Here is an 18,289-nt window from a genome sequence, read left to right on the forward strand (position 1 = left end):
ACGCTCTAACTGAATTCAATTCAGCAGAGCGTGCTTTCTTTTATGTCGTATAAACCTTATTTATGCCTCTACTCCTGGCTGGCTAGGGCGTAGAATCGCAGAGCCTACAGTCAGCAAAATGGCAGCCATGCCAAACAAAATCAATAACGGCAATGTAATATCCGACAATGTACCGCCAGCAGAGATCGTCTCCACCGCCTGAATCGCCCACTTCTGTGGAACAAAGTTAGCGAGCTTCTGCATATAGTCCGGCATCAACGAGATTGGCCAGAAACAACCGCCTATCATGCAGGTTGGCATAATAACAAGTGAATTCAGCATATTCGCATTTTTGGGATTACGAATTAATCCTGCCACGGTACTTGCGATCCCCATGGAGACCAGCATGAATGCGGCCAAGATGACGAAATGAATGCCAAAAGGAATACCGGCATCATAATGCAGCAGCCACCTGCTGACTCCTAGAACCATCACAATCTGAATCATACCAATGACAAAGCTGCCCAGGAAATTACCAAGCGCAATCTCATATGCACGGACGGGTGCCGTATATACTCTGGCCATCGTACGTTTCCTGCGATCTTCCATTATCACAGCCACTGCACTGGTCAGTAGCCCCATCATAAACATGATTGTAAATCCAGTCACATTGTTCAGGCCTGGCTTGGGATAGATCTGCAGATCGGTGACTTCACCAGTAACCTGATGTTTTCCTATCTCCTGTAAGAGCTGTTCAAATGGCTTCTGTGTACTCGATAGTATATCCGTCTCACTTGAGACGGGGCCTGCGGCCACCTTAACAGCTGAAGCAGATTGTTGCAATCCGCTCGTTAAACCTTCAACTGCTGCTCGTAGGGTATAGGAACTTTCACTTATACGCAGTTCCACCAATTGAATTTCGGTTGGCTTTCCTTGTAACAGATCCTCCGTATAATGTGCCGGAATGATGATGCCAGAACTTCCTTTTTGCTGAGCGATAGCTTCCTTCACTTCTGCTTCGTTGTTCATTGGCTTGAGCAAATATTCCTCTTTGCCAGTAAGTTCATGAATCATCCATGTCCCTGCCACCCCTGCATCTTCATTGACGTAGGGAATGACCGTGCGTGTACTCTGCTCACTTCCAAAAAGAGCTACCGCACCTGTAACCACCAGGCAAGGCAGAAGTAGAAACGTAATGAAGCCCATTTTACGGCCAAGTGTACGTTTGATCATCAACCAGGCTATGTGCAGACTATTCATATCGATATCCTGCCTTTCTATAGATCAATCCTGAGATAGCCAGTAAAACAGCGCATACCACGCCTAGCATCAGTATGTTATATACTATCTCTCCTACAGGTGCATCCAGCATCATTCTCAGAAAACTTTGGAGCGCCCAGTGATTAACTGTAAATTCGCTAAGACGTTGCACCAAATCAACCGGAATGGGCCTGAACCCACCACTGATGAATGTCATGACAATAATGATGCCTTGTAAGGTTGCACCGGCCGATGCCGTGCTTTTGCATACCAGGGATACAATAATGCCGAGGGTCATAGATGCCAAAGTGATGAGAACACAAGTTAGCACAATATACCCAGGATACGTTCCCCAATCTACACCGTAGAACCAATATGTCATAAGGATGATCGTCGTTGCCTGTAAAAAAGCGAGCAGACTATTGCCGGCAATTTTCCCGGCAAAGATCACTCCGTTACCTATCGGCGCAGCCTGAAGGCGGGTCAGCGTTCGGTTATCCCGCTCTCCAAAAAGGCTGGTACTTGTTGTCATACCCGAATACAACATGAACATCGCCAGCATGGAAGCTGCATAGTATTGGGAGGCGCTGTAGGACGTACCTGTCTTTCCGGGATTAATGACAGTAATGGAAGTCGAGTTCGCTCCATTAGACTCCAAGCCAGAGGTCATGGCAGCAGTCACTTCCGGGCCTAACACTTTGCTAATCGCCATCTGTCGATTCCATTCATCCGTAAACCGTGTGAACAAGGTTTCGCCCAAGGTATTGAGCGTGCTGTCCTTTCCACGTATCCATTGCAACCTGGCCTCTTTCCCCATCATCACGTTCTGCTCAAAATCTGAAGGAATCATTACGGCAAAGTCGAGCTTGCCAGTACGCAGCGAATGGACAGCCTCTTCTTCAGTCATAAAGTTCTGCACCTTGATCATCTCAGCCACTTCCGGGGATTTAACGAATGTATCCAGCGCTTGATTAACCGTACTTGATCCTCCACCTGATTCAGTACTCAAATGGATAATTCCCACACGTACAGTATCCGGAATAACATCATCCGCCGTACCCATCGTACTGGAAAGTGCCGTACCCAATATAAAAATCAGTAACAACGGCAAAATAAACAGGTTTAACACCACAGATCGAATCTTAAGAATACGTTTCAATTCAAAGATGCAAATATGCCATATATTCATCTCTTGTTCTCCCCCTAGTCCCGAAGCGTACGCCCGGTCAGATTGAGGAACAACGTTTCCAGATCCGGCTCTTCGACCTTGAGCGACTGAATGGATACTTCATGTTTGCTGCAAATGAAGAGCAGATCCTGGAGATCCTGCTGTGCCGAAGGCAGCGTAATGGTCAGTGTATTCTCTGAAACGTCTACCATCCGCACACGGGGGTGAAGTTTCAGTTCTTCCACGGCGTCGGGACCGATACCGAAAGTGGAGAGCACTACTTTTTCCTCCGATGCTACCCGTTCTCTCAGCTCCGCTTCAGTCCCACAGGCAATGATTCGCCCCTGATCCATAATCGCGACCCGGTGACTAATCGCCGCCACTTCCTCCATGTAATGACTTGTATATATGATCGTTGAACCCATCTTGTTAAGTGTGCGTACCGATTCAAGAATATGATTCCGAGATTGCGGATCAATGCCAACTGTAGGTTCATCCATAATAATGAGATCCGGGCGATGTGTAATCGCACATGCGATGTTTAACCTGCGTTTCATACCGCCAGAGAAGGTCGAGGGGGCATCATTTGCTTTATCCTGTAACCCTACAAATTCAAGAGACTCCTGCACTCTTTCCTTAAGCAATTTCCCACGCAGTCCATACAGTCTGGCAAAAAAGGTCACATTCTCCGCAGCAGACATCGTTTCGTATAAAGCCAGATCCTGCGGAACGAGACCGATCTTGCGCTTTACTTCAAGCGGTCGCTCCTTGACCGAGATCCCATCTAATCTGATTTCACCCTGATCCATATTCAGGAGCCCTGCAATCATGCTGATGGTGGTACTTTTTCCTGCTCCATTGGGCCCAAGCAATCCAAAAATCTCGCCTTTACCAACACTAAGGTTCAAATGATCCACGGACAGCTTGCTGCCATATCGTTTTACTACATGATCCACTTCAAGTATACCCATCCCTTTTACGCCCCTCTTCCGTTTCGGCCTTCGCCGCTGGATTTCATAATTTTATTGTAACGGATCGCAATATGTAGCGAAGGTACAAAAAGTCATGAATCGAAGGTGACTTAATTCATCTCCTGATTCGAATGCTGCTTATGGTATAATCAAGGGCGCATTACCAAGAGATTTTCTACTCCACTTTTTATATAAAGGATGTCATTTACATATGCCGATGCGGCTTCTGCAATATGGATTAATTATCGTTCCAGCAGTACTGTACATGTTGATGCTGCCCTTGGAAAATGAAGCCGTCTACACCCTGTATATCATCATTGCACTTGGACTCTCCGTGTGGAAAGATTTCAATCGTTCAAGTACACAGCAGTGGCTGTTGCTTCTGGCCGAAATACTCTGGGGCTGCTGGCTGATTGCTTCGTATGGACCATTCCTGCTATTCCTCTCTCTATCCGTACTCTACGTGTATATATACAGACTGGAGGGAAGTCGGAGATGGTTGATGTTTGCAATTCAGCTTATCGCTAACAATGTCGCTTTGCATTGGCATTATTCTGACCCACAGGCACCGCAGCCAGGGTTAACCACACTAAATACAACCGCCACTACATTACTCTCCGCAGAGACAACTGCGATAGTTCTTGGCAACCTGCTTCTGCTCATCACAGCGGCTCTGTCCTGGCAGGGATCAAGAACGGCGAACAGCCGTGGACAACTGGAACAAGTCTATGACGAACTTCGCAGCAAACATTACGAGCTACAAGAAACTCGTGCGCAGCTGCTGTTATTTACAAAGCAACTTGAAGGAGTGGCTCAGGCAGAGGAACGTACCCGTATCTCCAGACAGCTTCATGACGATATCGGGCATCGACTGATTCGCACCAAAATGATGTCGGAAGCCGCCCTGCTGACCCTCCCCCTGAATATGGAACAAGGAACGGAAATGGTGAGACAGATTCGCGATCAATTGGCCGATAGTATGGATGATATGCGCAGCACACTGCACAAACTGCAACCTAATTCCTATGCATCCCAAGCCTACGACCTGGATCGTCTCCTAGAGGAAGTGGGCAGAGATACCGGCGTGAAGACAAATTATGAAGTTCATGGCCCATCTCATGTGCTGTATCCCAGCATACAAATCGTTTTGTTCAAAAATGCCAAAGAAGCCTTGACCAATGCCCTGCGACACGGTAATGCTTCTTCGATCACAGTGGAGTTGGTATTCGGGGATCAGGAAGTCTGTATGAGTGTAAGTAATGATGGCAAAATCAGTCCTTCTTCTTCCAAGCGAAATGGCATAGGACAGGAAGGCATGCTTCTGCGTACACAAATGGTGGGAGGTACCTTGGAGATCCAATCGGCTTATCCGTATACAGTGATTACACGCATTCCAATAACGAACCAGATGGATATACTCTGAAAAAAGGAAGTGAATGTTCTCATGTCCGAACGGAATGATGTGAACAAAAAGAATGATTCAGGCCAGCCCCCACTTATTCGGCTGATTCTCGCGGACGATGACTATTTCATTCGTGAGAGCCTTAAAGTGCTGCTCGGACTCGAGTCTGGCATTCGTGTTACAGGCACGGCCTCAAATGGGCAGGAAGCATTGGAGCTGCTTGAAGCAGGAACGCCTGCGGATGTGGTTTTAATGGATATTCGGATGCCGGAATGTGACGGAGTTGAAGGTACCAAACGCATCAAGGCACGTTTTCCTGAAATCCAGGTGCTCATGCTAACTACTTTTGACGACGATGAGTATATTATTCAGGCATTACAGAATGGAGCAAGCGGTTATTTGCTCAAAAACGTCCCCCCCGAGCGGATCATTCAAGGCATCAAGACCGTACATAACGGTGATATGTTAATTCATCCGGATATTGCCCGCAAATTGGCAGGCCTTCTTCGTCCCGCTGCAATTCCCCTGACACAGAATCCAATCGAAACCTATGGACTGACACGTATGGAGCTGGCGGTTGCCGAGGCCATATCGGAGGGGTTGTCCAATAAGGAAATTGCCGCCAAACTGTTCCTCAGTGAAGGCACGGTCAAAAACTATGTCACGGATATTCTGGGTAAGCTGAGCTTACGTGATCGGACTCAAATCGCTATCTTTATGTTAAAACAATAACAAAAAAGGTATTTCCCTTGCCTGCGACGGCGTTCGGAAATACCTTTTTCATTGCTTGATTTATGCAACATACTTCATCACGTATGCTAGTTACATCTCCACGGACCCTTTATCACTGGCCACAGGGGCTGGTGGTAACGCCAAGGGAGCTTCGTCCCTTTGTGGTTTTTTCAGACGGGCAAATAATTTGAGGTTGATGATATGGAACAACGTCAGTGGACGTAACCGAATCGCCCAAACCTCGTGATTGTCCGGTGCCATAATGACCCCAAGCTGATGATGCTCGCCTTCATAGATCGCTCGTTGCATGAACTTGCTTTCTCCCTGGTGATTTCGAACCTCAAGTTTGCAAAAAGCCGGGTTCATCCGCAGAGCGCGATGCAACTCTTCCGGTGAATGAACCAACTTACCATTCACCTTGTACAACGTCTCACCTGCTTCAATCCCCAAATCCGCTGCCGGACTCTCCGGAATAACAGCCAGTACCTTCAATCCATGCTGCGGATGGACAAATATCGGACTGCGGTTTTGCTCTTCAAACGCGCTGTACCTTACCAGAAATTCATGTCCAATAAATGCGATTAGCGCAGCAACCACCATGAGTGGAGACCACCATGCAGCAAGCAAACTGAACACAAGCAAAGTTGCCCCATATATCATCAACCGTTTTGATGAGATCTGCACCTTTTGTCCCGGAAGCATACTCTGCGTTATCTCACCAAATCCGAGCATAATCGGCAATGCAACCAGCATGTAACTATGTCCCGCATTCATCAGTGGATTCCATGCCAGCTCTGCGCCACCTCCTGTGACTGGAACAAGAATCAGTAGAGGAATGGCCCAGAACTGTTGCAGTTGATATCCACCAACCAGTTTCCCGCGTTTTCCCTCGAAGAGAAGTGGTGATGCCATCGATACCCCCTGCATGCGTACCAACAAGGCTTCACCCATATGTAGAAGCGCCGCCAGGACAAGCAGTGCTGGCATATCCAGGGCACGTAGCGTTTCCGTGATAGTGCCCATCCAACCCGATGGTTGCCAGCCTGAAGCCAGATTCAAACCAAATTGCAGCACACCCAGTAACCCGGCCGCATAAGCAAAGCACAAATACCGGATACGGAACAAGGATAGAATTAATGTTGCAGCCCATATGCATATCAGGCTTCCCAGTGTAAGATGTGCACCGAGAAATAGGGACACGATCGAGACGATGGTACCGATGAGTATGCCTCCGAGCACGGCACGAATCGTCTGTGTTATCGAGCTTTGCAACCGAACATGGAACAATTTACGCTCCTGTAGTAACTGACGATGATAGATCAGTGCAATCAGGATCACCGCAATATAATAAAACGGCTGAATAAACAACTGCAACATAGCTTCCCCTAATGTAGTTAACCACGGCCATACCCATTCCATTGTGGTCGGTCACCCCTCTCTTTCAGCCGGTTCAGAAAAAAAGAAGGCTGAAAATCAGCCTTCTTTATGGCTTCGACACAGCGGACGAAATATCCTTCGAGACATTTTCGATCGCGCGTTTCAGCTGTGCATCATATTGAGGATTGGCAATACGTTCAATCAGAGCCGCTTCCAGTGATTCAGCGGTTTTCTCGTCAATCTGGCCTGTAGCCTGAATGCCTTTTTGCTTCTGGAATGCCTTGACCGCTTCTTCCGTCTTCTGGTCGTAGTATCCATCCACACGATCCGGTTTAAAATCGAGTCCTCTCAGCATCGTCTGCGCACTTTTCACATCCGTGCTATTGCTGTCATATTTCAGTGGTAACTTCTCTTTGTTAATCGGTGCCACCGAGAAATAATCCGGCTGGTCTACCGCAATATCCGGTTTGATACCTTTTTCATGAATCCAGTCTCCGTTCGGAGTGAGCCACTTGGCAATGGTGATCTTCAGCAAGCTGCCGTCACCCATCTGCTTGTCATAACTCGTCTGTACAGTTCCTTTACCAAAGGAGTTTTCACCAATCAACTTAGCACCTGCTGACTGTTGTAATGCACCGGCCAAAATCTCCGAAGCACTCGCACTGCCTTTGTTCATCAAGACTGTGACTGGATAAGCTTTGGCTGATCCATTGGACTTACTTTGTTCCTTTTTGCCGTTCTTGTCTTCCACTTGCACAATAACCTTGCCTTTAGGAACAAACTGTTCAGCAATATCAATAACAACTTGCAATACACCGCCTGGGTCATTCCGTACGTCGATGACCAGACCTTTCATGTTCTGCTTCTCAAGCTTCGCCAATTCTTCCTTGAAGCGATCGCCTGTATTCAAAGAGAATTGAGTAATGGCAATAACGCCAATTCCGCCATCCTCCATGTGCGCATATACGGTCTCCAGATCAATGTCATCGCGTACAATGACAAATTCAATCAGCTCGGAAGATCCGGCACGTTTGACCTGTACCTTCGCTTCACTGCCCTTGGGACCTCTGATTTTGTTAACAGCCTTGTTCAGTTCCAAACCTTGCAGGGATTCGCCGTTGACTGACATAATCATGTCTTTTGCACGAATACCCGCTTTCTCGGCAGGAGATCCTTTGATTGGGGAAACAACAACAACGTTTCCATCCTGGGAGGATACCTCTGCGCCAATACCGGTAAATGAACCTTCGATCGACTCTTCAAACTGAGCAGCCGTTTCCTGCCCCATATAGTTGGAGTACGGATCACCAAGCGAGTCCATCATGCCGTTGATCGCACCGTCAATCAATTTGGTCTGATCCACGTCTTTATAATAGTTGCTGGAGATCAAATCCATCGCAGTTTCAATCTTTTTCAAATCGTTCTTCTGCTGTGTATTGCCGGTTACACTAGCCAGCAAACCTTCGCCCGCTGTGGTCTGATTCGCTATTCCCGGGTAAGTCATCAGTACCAGGGTTAGCAAACTACCACCCAGGAGACCCACAATGACAAGCAGTAGCGCCGATCTTTTCTTCATCATCCGTTTGTCACCGCCTTTAGTTTTGAAGCGTGTCCGATTCCATTGTTGCCAGAATCCATTCCCTGAACATGCCAGCTTATTATATGTCTAGCTTGTACGGAATATGTTTTTTCCATTCGAACGATGGAGCAATAATTACAAATAGTTCATCGGATTTACAGCGGTACCGTTATCTCTCACTTCAAAGTGCAAGTGAGGTCCAGTAGAGTTCCCTGTATTTCCTGACTCCGCAATGGTATCGCCCTTGCTTACTGTGTCTCCCTTGCTGACTTTGAATCCACCTTCGCGCAAGTGACCATATAACGTCCATAGTCCACCGCCGTGGTCCACAATAACCGTATAACCATAACCGCTATACCATTCAGCCATGATCACGATTCCGCCAGAAGCAGCGTGAACCGAAGTTCCCACAGGCACAGCGAAATCAACACCGTTATGCATCTTACCCACTACGCCCGTAATTGGATGGGTACGGGGGCCGAATGGAGAAGAAATGCGACCTCCAGATACCGGTCTTGAGAAGATATCATTACCGGATGAGTACGTAACCTCACTGCTGCTATCCGAACTCACTCTGGTTGGTGTCTTGGCTGCAGCTTTCGCCCGAGCGGCGGCTGCGGCTTTTGCTTTGGCTGCGGCGGCTGCCTGTTGTTCACGCAATTTATTTTTCTCTTGAAGAAGTGCCGAACGTTTGCTGGCAATCTGCATTAATACATCTTCCTGCTCTTGTGTCAACTCTTCTGACTCTTCAATTTTAGCATCATATGAAGCGAGAAGCACTTGCTTTTCCGCTTCTTTTTCATTCAATTGGGACTTGCGCTGTTTCTTCTGTGCATACAGACTCTTGGCTTCCGCATATTGCACATCCAGTTCTGCCTTTTTGTCCACGACAAGTTGCTTGTCCGCTTTGTGCTCATCCAGCAGATGCTGATCCTGATCCACAATCGTTTTGAGTGAATCCGCACGGGTCAGAAAGTCTGTGAAGCTAGTAGAGGACAACAATACATCCAGATAGGACACAGCACCGTCCGTGTACATCAGACGCACACGTGACTCCAACAATTTTTCCCTTGCAACGATGCGTTCTTCTGCCGCTTGCAGATCTTTTTTCGTTGTACGGAGATCTTCCTCCGTGTTCTCGATTTGCAAGGATACACTGGCCAATTCATCACTAACGACATTGATCTGTTCCATGACAACCTTCAGATAAGCGTTGGTTTTGTTCTTGTAATGCTGTGCTTCCTTTTTGTTGGAAGCCGCTTTTTTTTGCTCCTGCTTGGCAGAAGCCGCCTTGCTCTCCAGTTGCTGAATCTGTTGGTCAATATCGCTGATGCTACTCTTGGCATATCCGTCAGAAGGTTGAAGCGTCAAACTGGCCAATAACGTAAAGGCCAGCAGCGAAGCGGTTTTTTTCAAAATGATGATCCCCCATCCTATGATTTCACAAGAAAGCAACCTGCACAGGTGGTGAACAGCATGTTCTTTGCTTTCTTCAATCTTAAAAGACTCCGTCTTTCCTACATATCGTCAAACAGCGTCCATTAATGAACCTGCTTTACCATTCTTTTCGACATATTCTGCAATTCGATCGTTGAAAACAAAATTAAACGTTGAGTGATTTCCGAATGGACAGTGTACTTCCCAAAATACCTACCAGCACGCCGAGTCCGATCAACAGGGTTCCAAACAGCAACCAGATTTCGCCGAGCGGAATCAAGTTAAGCATCTGCATGAAAACATCCTGACCAATCGTGTTCATCAACTGGCTGTATCCAACAAAGAGCACACCAACCGTAATCACCGAGCCAATAAATCCAATGAGTGCACCTTCAATAAAGAAAGGCCAGCGAATAAAGGTATTGGTTGCGCCAACCAGCTTCATAATGCCGATCTCCCGGCGACGAGCCAGAATCGTTACGCGAATCGTATTCGAGATCAGGAACATGGACATCAGACCCAGTCCCCCGACAAAGATAAATCCGATGTTACGAACAAGTTTCGTAAATTTGAATAACACTTCCACCGTTTCCTTGCCGTAGTTCACTTTCATGATCGGCTTCTCCGGGTGTTTTTCGTTCAAAGCTTCGATTTTTTGCGCCACAAAAGCGACGGTTTCCGGCTCAATGACCTCAACTTCAATGGTCTCCGGCAGTGGGTTGTTATCCACATCGAAACCGCTAAGCACGTTATCTGCACTCTCTCCAAGACGTTCACGGAACTCCTTGAGCCCTTCTTCCTTGGACACAAAACGAATCTCACTTACTTCAGGCATCGCGCTGATTTCTTGCTCCAGTGTATTACGCAGGTTCTCGTCCACATTCAGTTCGAGGAACGTGCTGATCTCCACCTGGCTATCTACCTGATTCGCCATGGAGTTCACATTGAGCACCAGCAACATAAACACACCAAGAATCAATAGCGACACAATGATGGACATGATGGAGGCCACAGACATCCAGCCGTTGCGGAATACGTTTTTGAATCCCTCCCGCAGATGGCGCAAGAGAGTACTAAAATTCATAACCGTATTCCCCTCTCATCTGATCCCGTACAATCTGTCCACGTTCAATCGCGATTACCCGTTTACGCATCGTATTCACGATATCTTTGTTGTGGGTCGCCATAACAATGGTTGTCCCCCGGAAATTAATCTCATCCAGCAGTTGCATAATGCCCCATGACGTCTCCGGATCGAGGTTACCTGTAGGTTCATCCGCGATAATAACCGATGGGTTATTGACGATAGCCCGTGCAATGGCAATACGTTGCTGTTCTCCACCAGAGAGCTGTGAAGGTTCACGACCCGCTTTGCTGCGCAGTCCCACCAGATCAAGCACTTCCATCACTCGTTTCTTGATATGACGCTTCGGTGCTTCAATAACTTCCATCGCAAATGCCACATTCTCAAATGCTGTCATCCGTGGCAGCAGACGAAAATCTTGGAACACAACGCCGATGTTACGACGCACATAAGGAATCTTTCTTGGCTTCAACTTACCAATATTAAATCCGTTAATGGATATTTGTCCTTTGGTCGGAACTTCTTCTCTGTACATCAATTTCATAAATGTTGATTTACCTGCGCCGGACGGACCGACGATATAGACAAATTCATTGCGGTCGATCTTCACCGACACCCCTTGTAATGCGTGGGTCCCATTGGCGTAGGTCTTCCACACGTCCTGCATTTCTATCACATCATCACTTCCTGCTCGCATAGTTAGCCATTATCATTTCGACACAATCCCGGCATTTCCTTTAAAAAGACCTGAATTTCATCAGGAAAAAATCCACTTCGTTCCTGTTTCAATGGTGAAGCATGGATTCATATGAAGTTTATTGTAACAAATTTGTTACCTATTGAGTACCCGAAAGTTTTCCTGCATTGGATCATATATATAGAAAGTGTTACAAAGTCGGGAACAACCGAAGTATAAAGGAGCGTACGGTTATGAAAAAAATACATTTGACGGTCATTGTTCTATTCTCTATCCTCTTGATCGGCTCCGCGTCTTATGGATTGCTGTATATGTACGTGAATCAACCTGCCCTGCCCAAAGACGTTCATGTTGGCGGCATACTGGTGGAGGAGAAGAATCGCAAGAACGTATTACATGAATTGGATGAACAGATCCAAAAGCTGGAGGACTGGCCTGTCACCTTTGAAGTGACTGAACCCAACCCCCAGACGAAGTCGTATAGCGCAGCTCAGGTGGGGGTGAGCTACAACGTTAACAGCTTGGAATCCGCGATACAGCAGCTGGAGGAGGGTAACCTGTGGGAACGCGCTTATGCACGTTATCATTTTCCGAAAGAGTTCTCTCTCGATATGACCTACAACTCAAGAACACTCCAAGAACATCTCAGCCCTGCTTGGGAAAAAGAAACCTTCGGTACACCTGCAGACGCTGTTCGCCGCATTACCACAAGTGACAAAGTCCAGTATATCCCGGAAAAGGGCGTCCGCCGGATTGATTGGGAAACACTCACAAATCTCATAAAGACGAAGCTGCACAGGGATTTCAGTGTACTCAACCCGGATGAGAAACCCGCCCCACTGCTGATCCAGGTACCACTGTATACGCTGAAGCCTGAAGTAACCCTTGATTCGCTGCGCCTGGAAGGCATTGACCGAAAGATCATCCAGTTCTCCACGGGTCTGGGCAATAGTAGTGAAGGCCGGATACATAATGTCAGCGCAGCAGCGGAAGCGATTAACGGCATGATTTTGCCACCAGATGCCACATTCGATTATGAGAAGGTCGTCCGTAAAGCTGAAAAGGAGTATGGGTTTCGTGAGGCACCGGTCATTGTTAATGGAAAACTCACCCCCGGAATTGGCGGGGGAATCTGCCAGGTATCCAGTACGGTGTATAACGCAGCGCTATTGACGGGTCTTGATATTATTGAGCGTCGCAACCATTCCCTGCCGGTCAAATATTTGCCGAAAGGACTGGATGCCACCTTTGCCTCGGGAGCCATCAATTTTCGCTTCAAGAATAATACCGGAAAATCCTTACTCATTCATGCAGAGGTGAAGAACCACCAATTGATGGTGAAATTTTTCGGCACATTCCCGGAGAATGTCAGCTATGCAGTTGAATCTCGTACCATTGAAACATTAAGTGTTCCAGTAAAATATGTGTCCAGTACTGTACTACCTGATGGTGTACAGCAGGTGCTGCAAGACGGACAGCCTGGATATATTGTGGAGACAGTAAGAACCAAGAGGCTGGACGGCAAAGTGGTCGAATCCAAAACGATTACACGGGACACGTACAAAGCTCAGAATCGCCTGATTGCCCGCTCCGGTCATAGCAGCCTGCCTGATCCACAAGGGCCTTCTGTGGTCGAGGACGGGATTAGCGATACGAAACAGCCTTAGGTTCCTTTTCTGAAGCCAAAAAAACAAAAAGACACACTTCCCGTCCATTTTGAGGTACGCGAGAAGTGTGTCTTTCCATGTTCTAAGCTAAGATAAGTTATTCGTTTTTATAAATTACGAGTAGCCGCTGTATCGTATGCATTACGGTTTAGTGACCGCCGGTGTATTCGCCTTGCTCTTCGCCTACAACCATCTTCTCTCTTCCCATGAAGAAGGAAGCGACCAACGCGAGTGCTGCAGGAATTACAGCCCAGGCAAATAACTGCACGATGGAAGAGGACAGGGCATGTGTGATGGTATCCAGCACCTGAGGCGGAATCGCCTGTCTGAGTTCTGGTGAGAGCAACGCATGTGGATCGGTCAGATCCACTCCCTGAGGCACGCCACCCGCTGAAGCACCGCCTGCTTCCGCACCTGAACCAGCGAGAGCATCGTTCATTTTACGCGTAAATACCTGGCTCTGTACGATACCAAAGATCGTAATGCCCATCGTCATGCCGAGGGACCGCAAAAAGTTAAGTGTGGAGCTTGCTGCTCCGCGCCTTTGCGGTTCAAATGCGTTCATGGCTGCATTGCTAAGTACGGAGAACGATGCACCGACACCCAGACCAACCATCACCATGTAGATACGTATCGTCCAAAGGGAAGAATTCTCATCCAGTGTGGTCAGCAATCCAAGTCCAATGACAAGTAAGGCTAACGTAGGGATCATGATATTACGATACTTGATTTTGGTCATCAGCACCCCGCCCAAGGACGCCGTTACAACGGACCCAAGCATCATGGGTAGCAGCACAAGACCGGAGTTGGTCGCTTTACCACCAAGTACCCCCTGTATGAAGATCGGAATGTACACGGATGCTGTAATGAACGCTGCACCACTCAACATACCAATAACGTTACTGGACCAGTAGACCCGGTTGCGGAACATGCTGAAGGAGATGATTGGTTCTTTGGCTTTGGTTTCTGCAAAAAGGAAGAGCAGCGCTAATGCTACAAATCCGGCAAACAAGCCAAGAATCTGCCACGAACCCCAGGCAAATGTTTTGCCGCCAAGTTCCAGACCAAAGATCAGGCACACAACAGCACCGATCAGCGTTACGGCACCCAGCCAGTCGATCTGTTGGGATTGATGCTGATGAGACTCCTTGTAGAAGAAGGCAATAAACACAAATGCAATCAAGCCTAGCGGCAGGTTGATATAGAATACCCATTCCCATGTCGCATATTGGGTAATGTAAGCACCGAGCAGAGGTCCGAATACGCTGGACAGGCCAAAGACGGCTCCAAACAATCCACCCAATTTACCACGAGATTCTGGTGCAACGACATCAAACATGATCGTAAAGGCAATCGGCACCAGGGCCCCCGCACCAATACCTTGAATCGCTCTGTACATCGTCAATTCCACAATAGACGTTGCCGTTCCGCACAGCGCTGAGCCAAGCATAAACACAATAATACCAAATACAAAAAACTTCTTCCGTCCATACATATCGGATAACTTACCGAAGATCGGCATCCCTGCCATCTCAGCCACCATGTACGCGGAGGTAACCCAGACGAACTTGTCGAGGCCACCCAGCTTCCCGACAATATCCCCCATAGCTGTTGCCACGATGGTGTTATCCATCGAAGCCATTAGTATGCTGAGCAGTAACCCTGCCAGCACCAATCCAATACTGTTTTTACGTGCAACCATTGTACTCAATCTCTCCATTCACGCTCTATTCATATGACTGCATTAGTATATCCGAAAAGAAGTTTTCGTTAATCAGTCCAAGGACCGATTGCTTTGCAGCAAAACTTCCGATTGCGGATGAATTTGCAGAGATGAACGGTATTCCACTGTTCCAATCCGGCAGCCAGGACCGATTTTTATTTTATCGCCACGGACAATCTCGGCCTCCGTATTCTCTAATTCAATATCATCACCTTCGATAATCTGTGCCTTGAGAATTGATTTATTCCCCGTAAACAAGTCATTCAACCGACCGCTCTTCACCGAAATGATGGAACCACCCATTTCCTTGACCTCGGATGGACCCATGATTTTGAGTGTCATGTGTTCAGCGCTGAGCATCCCCGCTATCGTCAAACGCCCGTTCAGCTTGATATTTTCCGCCTGACAATCCCCTGACAGATGAAGTTCACCGACCACTTTTATATGCTCAGCTTTGGCATGCAGGCCAGATGCCTGGATTCCATTCTCACCATCGTTGCTGGCCTCTCGCTCTGTCAGAGTAAGGGTTCCGGTAATTTTAATCTCTGTGGATTCAAGTGATCCGTATATGACTGATGTACCCGTACATTTGAATCGATCACAAGATAGATTGTCGTTAAAGGACGCGTCCCCTACGACCTTAATCTTGCCGTACACGCCACCAGAAGAACTGCCATCACCAACGATGCTGATATCCATTTTTTTGTCCAATGAACGCCCAGGATTGTTATTCATGTCCATCCCATCCCTTTCTCTCCATATCCAAACTTTAAATTCGCTGACTGCTGCCCACCTTGGCATCCTGATCTACCTCAAGTTCACCTGAATACTCGACCTGCCTGATGTTACAGCCGCGACCGATAAAAATGTTACTCCCCCGAACAATATCAGCTTCGGTATCTTCCAGCACAATCTCATCGCCCTCAATTAAGGATGTCTTAAAAGAAGGGGTCCCGCTCAGACCAATACTTTTCCAAAATCCATTCTGTTGCTCCTTGCGACGAATATCGATGCGCTCTCCGCCAATCTCTTTAGCCGAAGAAGATGTATGCAGCCTGATCTCCACTGTTCCCGCATTCAGTAAGCCGCTGATCTTAATATTGCCCCGTACATTCAGGGACTCACATTGGACATCCCCTTCAATATCGATCACACCGCCAATATCAATTCGTTCCCCATCCACTCTTCCACGTACAGTACACTTTCCGTTCACCTCAAGCTCAGGGCTATGGAGATCTCCGTTAATCGTCGTCATGCCATCTACACGAACACGAGAACTGGTCAGAGGTCCATTCAACGTACACATGCCGTTAATCGTTGCACTCTCGGAGGTCAAAGCGCCGTGCATCTTCAATGTTCCATTCACTTCCATAGAGGTGCAGTCCAGGTTACCGTTCACCTTAGCCATGCCATCAATAGATACACGGTGAAAATTCCCGCCTGCCGTTTGACTTATGCCCGCCACATTCAGATCATTCCGCTTATTCCGCTCTTCCATAGATGATCCTCTCCTTATCCCAATTTGAGTTTTAATTCTTCCATAAATGTTCCCATCGGCTGTCTAAGAACCACTTTCACACCATTGTCAAAATAAAACTCCGTTCCTGCTGTTACCAGCATGAATGAAGGAACACCCATCTTACGAATAAGCACGAGTTCGCTGGGTTTGCCTGTAAAACGGTAATAATGTTCGGACATCACTTCGATCAGCAACGCACCCTCTTGCCGAGTAATATCTCCGCTCATTAACAGCTTATCAAGGACGTAGAGCATCATAATCTGCTCCAAAGCATACAGCGATTGCTCTCGACCTGCTTCTTTCAATAGATCCAGGGATATTTGTGAAACAATGTTTCGCTCTAATAGTTGCTCTGCAGACATCTCCACTTCACCCAACGTAGGTGAGAACACGTCTGCCAGCTCATCCAGCGATAATCCGTCTTTCATATTGAGAATCTTGTCAATGCGCAGTAAAATCTGTTGTTTGGGAAAAAAGGTTTCTTGTCCGGTGTAGGAAGACTTCCGAATGAACCATTCTTCCGGAATGAGATTTTTCCGCTTCCAGCGGTATAACTGGCCGTATGAGATTCCTGTCAGGTCCAACAATTCTTTCTTGGAGATCAAATCATCTGTCATATATGGTCCCCCTTTTTATTAAAATGAGTGTAACATAACATTGTTACGTTGTAAACCACATTGAAAAATCGATGATCAGATTACAGATTTCCACTTTAACCACTGGTGTGAAATTCTTTGTTTTCTACTGTAGATCTTGTTATTGCAATGGGAGCGTAATGCGTATAACCTGTTACATATAAACACTTTGGAGGCTTAGGCATCCGACTTCCATCCCATCGTCTCATGTCAGAACACGTGGTTAACGAACTTATGAAAGGGGTTTCTTATACTCATGGCACTTATTAAATGTGATTTTTACTCGGATACGCTTGGACTGAGCACCAGCATGCATGTCATTCTGCCGCAACAAACCCACAATCAGATCGGTATGGAGAATGTGACTGGCAAAGGGCTGCACCCAACTCTGTACCTGCTGCACGGTCTGTCTGATGATGATTCCATCTGGCTGCGCCGGACTTCCATCGAACGTTATGTGGCCAACCTCGGGATCGCCGTTGTTATGCCACAAGTACATCGTAGCTTCTATACAGATATGGTAGAAGGCGGACGTTATTGGAGTTTTATCAGTGAAGAACTGCCGGCACTTGCTCGTTCCTTCTTCCCGCTGTCAGATCAACGGGAGGACAATTTCGTTGCCGGATTATCCATGGGTGGCTATGGGGCGTTCAAGCTGGCCCTTCGCAAACCAGATCAATATGCTGCTGCTGCCAGTTTGTCTGGAGCACTCGATATGTCTGCACATATGGATAGAAACGCATCCTCAGCATTGCAACAGACGGAGTTACAGCGAATTTTCGGACCACAGGTGGCAGGCACTGAGAATGATCTGATTCATCTGTTAAAAGAAAGCCAATCTAGCGAAAGTCCTCGACCTTTGCTCTACCAATGCTGCGGAACGGAAGATTTCCTGTATGAGGATAATCAAACCTTCCGTCAAGCCTGTGAACAGACGAACTTCGAACTGACGTACGAGGAAGGGCCCGGTGAACATGAGTGGGGCTACTGGGATGCCAAGATTCAGGATGTATTGAAATGGTTGCCTTTACAAAAGCGCGATTAGCGGAGAATTGCAAT

Annotated in this window: 16 protein-coding genes; 4 read left to right on the forward strand and 12 right to left on the reverse strand. The window is 47.3% G+C overall.

Going from position 1 to position 18,289, the window contains the following annotated elements; translation table 11 throughout:
- Positions 1-60: 60 nt before the first annotated feature.
- From MKZ13_RS27800 to MKZ13_RS27810, 3 genes are read right to left on the reverse strand one after another with little or no spacing between them, the layout of a single operon-like run.
- Positions 61-1,239 carry an ABC transporter permease gene (locus MKZ13_RS27800; protein ID WP_339179768.1) on the reverse strand — a complete coding sequence of 393 codons (1,179 nt, stop codon included), beginning with the start codon at positions 1,237-1,239 and terminating at the stop codon, positions 61-63.
- Positions 1,232-2,428 (reverse strand): ABC transporter permease, encoded by a 1,197-nt coding sequence (locus MKZ13_RS27805; protein WP_339179770.1) that lies wholly within the window; start codon positions 2,426-2,428, stop codon positions 1,232-1,234. Before MKZ13_RS27805 ends, MKZ13_RS27800 begins: the two co-directional genes overlap by 8 nt.
- A gap of 14 nt (positions 2,429-2,442) precedes the next feature.
- Positions 2,443-3,378 carry an ABC transporter ATP-binding protein gene (locus tag MKZ13_RS27810; RefSeq protein WP_339179773.1) on the reverse strand — a complete coding sequence of 312 codons (936 nt, stop codon included), beginning with the start codon at positions 3,376-3,378 and terminating at the stop codon, positions 2,443-2,445.
- A 211-nt stretch (positions 3,379-3,589) separates the two neighbouring features.
- Here MKZ13_RS27810 and MKZ13_RS27815 point away from each other — a divergent pair, with 211 nt between their 5' ends.
- Positions 3,590-4,801, forward strand: coding sequence for a sensor histidine kinase (locus tag MKZ13_RS27815; protein ID WP_339179776.1), 1,212 nt, complete (start codon positions 3,590-3,592; stop codon positions 4,799-4,801).
- A gap of 21 nt (positions 4,802-4,822) precedes the next feature.
- Entirely contained in the window at positions 4,823-5,512 is a 690-nt protein-coding gene (locus MKZ13_RS27820; protein ID WP_339179779.1) for a response regulator transcription factor, read from the forward strand.
- Positions 5,513-5,602: 90 nt separating this feature from the next.
- On the opposite strand, the gene MKZ13_RS27825 is transcribed toward MKZ13_RS27820, so the two are convergent.
- The 5 genes from MKZ13_RS27825 to ftsE form a co-directional block, all read right to left on the reverse strand.
- Entirely contained in the window at positions 5,603-6,931 is a 1,329-nt protein-coding gene (locus MKZ13_RS27825) for a PDZ domain-containing protein (protein ID WP_339179782.1), read from the reverse strand.
- A gap of 64 nt (positions 6,932-6,995) precedes the next feature.
- The gene (locus MKZ13_RS27830) at positions 6,996-8,468 is read right to left on the reverse strand and encodes a S41 family peptidase (RefSeq protein ID WP_339179784.1); all 1,473 of its coding nucleotides are present in this window, start codon (positions 8,466-8,468) and stop codon (positions 6,996-6,998) included.
- 135 nt (positions 8,469-8,603) lie between these two features.
- Positions 8,604-9,884 (reverse strand): peptidoglycan DD-metalloendopeptidase family protein, encoded by a 1,281-nt coding sequence (locus MKZ13_RS27835; RefSeq protein ID WP_339179786.1) that lies wholly within the window; start codon positions 9,882-9,884, stop codon positions 8,604-8,606.
- A gap of 187 nt (positions 9,885-10,071) precedes the next feature.
- On the reverse strand, positions 10,072-10,989 hold the full coding sequence (gene ftsX / locus MKZ13_RS27840; RefSeq protein ID WP_221824017.1) for a permease-like cell division protein FtsX: 918 nt from the start codon (positions 10,987-10,989) through the stop codon (positions 10,072-10,074).
- On the reverse strand, positions 10,979-11,665 hold the full coding sequence (gene ftsE / locus MKZ13_RS27845; RefSeq protein WP_076209894.1) for a cell division ATP-binding protein FtsE: 687 nt from the start codon (positions 11,663-11,665) through the stop codon (positions 10,979-10,981). Before ftsE ends, ftsX begins: the two co-directional genes overlap by 11 nt.
- 254 nt (positions 11,666-11,919) lie before the next feature.
- Here ftsE and MKZ13_RS27850 point away from each other — a divergent pair, with 254 nt between their 5' ends.
- Positions 11,920-13,353, forward strand: coding sequence for a VanW family protein (locus tag MKZ13_RS27850; protein WP_339179789.1), 1,434 nt, complete (start codon positions 11,920-11,922; stop codon positions 13,351-13,353).
- A 148-nt stretch (positions 13,354-13,501) separates the two neighbouring features.
- Here the strand turns inward: MKZ13_RS27850 and MKZ13_RS27855 are convergent, their stop codons facing one another.
- The 4 genes from MKZ13_RS27855 to MKZ13_RS27870 all read right to left on the reverse strand — a co-directional run bounded on the left by MKZ13_RS27855 (position 13,502) and on the right by MKZ13_RS27870 (position 17,212).
- Entirely contained in the window at positions 13,502-15,055 is a 1,554-nt protein-coding gene (locus MKZ13_RS27855) for an MDR family MFS transporter (protein WP_339185459.1), read from the reverse strand.
- Positions 15,056-15,127: 72 nt separating this feature from the next.
- Complete coding sequence (locus tag MKZ13_RS27860; protein ID WP_339179791.1) at positions 15,128-15,811, reverse strand: hypothetical protein; 684 nt, start codon at positions 15,809-15,811, stop codon at positions 15,128-15,130.
- A gap of 34 nt (positions 15,812-15,845) precedes the next feature.
- On the reverse strand, positions 15,846-16,574 hold the full coding sequence (locus MKZ13_RS27865) for a polymer-forming cytoskeletal protein (protein ID WP_339179794.1): 729 nt from the start codon (positions 16,572-16,574) through the stop codon (positions 15,846-15,848).
- Positions 16,575-16,588: 14 nt separating this feature from the next.
- Entirely contained in the window at positions 16,589-17,212 is a 624-nt protein-coding gene (locus MKZ13_RS27870; protein ID WP_074096600.1) for a YhbD family protein, read from the reverse strand.
- Positions 17,213-17,486: 274 nt separating this feature from the next.
- Between MKZ13_RS27870 and MKZ13_RS27875 the strand changes: the two genes are divergently transcribed.
- On the forward strand, positions 17,487-18,275 hold the full coding sequence (locus tag MKZ13_RS27875) for an alpha/beta hydrolase family protein (protein ID WP_076254082.1): 789 nt from the start codon (positions 17,487-17,489) through the stop codon (positions 18,273-18,275).
- Positions 18,276-18,289: the final 14 nt, after the last annotated feature.

The organism is Paenibacillus sp. FSL R5-0701 (assembly GCF_037973995.1).
Lineage (GTDB): Bacteria > Bacillota > Bacilli > Paenibacillales > Paenibacillaceae > Paenibacillus.